The 1,453-nt window shown below is 64.3% G+C and carries 2 protein-coding genes and 1 pseudogene; 2 read left to right on the forward strand and 1 reads right to left on the reverse strand.

From position 1 onward, the window contains the following. Together EN925_RS35565 and EN925_RS35570 are read left to right on the forward strand one after the other, a co-directional pair. A pseudogene (locus EN925_RS35565) lies at positions 1-478 on the forward strand (endonuclease); the annotation flags it as partial. Positions 479-481: 3 nt separating this feature from the next. Beyond that, entirely contained in the window at positions 482-1,198 is a 717-nt protein-coding gene (locus tag EN925_RS35570) for a hypothetical protein (protein WP_127368757.1), read from the forward strand. On the opposite strand, the gene EN925_RS35575 is transcribed toward EN925_RS35570, so the two are convergent. Further along, positions 1,195-1,437 carry a hypothetical protein gene (locus EN925_RS35575; protein WP_128337352.1) on the reverse strand — a complete coding sequence of 81 codons (243 nt, stop codon included), beginning with the start codon at positions 1,435-1,437 and terminating at the stop codon, positions 1,195-1,197. The two genes, EN925_RS35570 and EN925_RS35575, sit on opposite strands and share 4 nt — an antisense overlap. Between the last annotated feature and the right edge of the window lie 16 nt (positions 1,438-1,453).

Raw genomic sequence — 1,453 nt, forward strand, 5'->3', positions numbered from 1 at the left:
GGCGCAGGCCGTGCGGCGCATCATCGAGGAGCGCTTCGGCAAGGACTATGCCGCCGACAAACGCTGGGCAATCTGCGGCGACATGAACGATTACCGCCAGCGTGTGAAGGTGGCCGGCGATGCGATCGACGGCTATCGCTTCGAGGTCGTCGACGAAGCCCTGTCCTGCATCAACGTGCTGACGGCCGGCGGCTTCTGCGAAAACGTCGTCGAGCGGCGGCCGGAGATGAACCGCTGGAGTTTCTACCACACGCGCGGACCGGAAGAGCGGCATCTGTGCCAGCTCGACTACATCCTGCTGTCGAAGGGGCTCGCCGCCAGCAACGCGACGGCTGTTCCCGACATCATCCGCAACGGCCAGCCCTGGCGCACCATCTTTCCGCCGGGGCAGGAAGTGGAGCGGTTTCCGCGTGCCGGCTGGGACCGGCCGAAGGCGTCGGACCATTGCCCGGTGGCGATCACGCTGGACATGACCTGACGCATGAGTTTCGACCTGCCACGCAACGTCATCCTGCCGGTCGACGCCATCGACGTCCGGCTCGATCCCGGTCCGCACCCGTTCGCAAGGGACAATGCAGAGGCGATCGCCGAGAACTGGCAGCACGAAATCGCTGCCAATCCGGCGCTGTTCGACGGCATGGTGGTGCTGCTGTCGCAGCTTGCCTACCGCGACAACCGTCTCGCCGGCCGCTGCCATGCGGTCAACTATTCGACTTTCATGCTGTGGCGGAAGCGGCGCGAGAATTCGGGCGCCGAGCATGCCTATGCCCATGCCATGCTGGTGGCTGCCGACAATGCGCTGGTGGCGATCCGCATGGGTCCGCACACGGTCAACGCCGGCCGCGTCTATTTTGCCGCCGGCTCATTCGAGCCGGTCGATTTTCGCGATGGCCTGGTCGATGTCGATTTCAACATGATGCGTGAGGTGCGCGAGGAAACAGGGCTCGACCTGTCAGGTGCTGAACGCGGCAAGCGCTACCATGCCATGTCGAGCAACAGTGGCACGGTGATCTTCCGCCGCTACCACGCGGCGGCGCCCGCCGACGAGATCGCCCAGCGCATCTCAGCCTTCGTCGCCACCGAAACCGAGCCGGAGATCGACGGGCCAGTGATCATCCGCCATGCCGCCGACCTGCCGGTCGGCCTGTCACCGCACATGAAGCCGCTGATCGAGTGGCATTTCGCAAACGGGAGTTAAGGGCGCGTCTTGTTCTGTGCCGCGTTGCGATCGTTGCGGGCGGCGACGAGGAACAGGATGAAGCCGATGCCCAGCAAACCGCCCATCGCCATTCCCATGGTCTGGCCGACGACTGCCTGAAAATCGGCTGTGACGCGATCGGGATTGGCCATGCCGAAGCGGGCGAGATACCGCCAGATGCCTGCAAGGAAGGCCTCGATGATGACCATCGCCAGGATCAGTCGCGCCTTCTTGCTCATTGGCTATTCCTCCACC

The organism is Mesorhizobium sp. M7A.F.Ca.US.006.04.2.1 (assembly GCF_004022915.1).
Classification (GTDB): Bacteria; Pseudomonadota; Alphaproteobacteria; order Rhizobiales; family Rhizobiaceae; genus Mesorhizobium; species Mesorhizobium ciceri.

Bases quoted from the DNA above. Each gene is read 5' to 3' on its own strand.
- EN925_RS35575 (WP_128337352.1), bottom strand. From the start codon at position 1,437: ATGAGCAAGAAGGCGCGACTGATCCTGGCGATGGTCATCATCGAGGCC.
- EN925_RS35570 (WP_127368757.1), top strand. From the start codon at position 482: ATGAGTTTCGACCTGCCACGCAACGTCATCCTGCCGGTCGACGCCATC.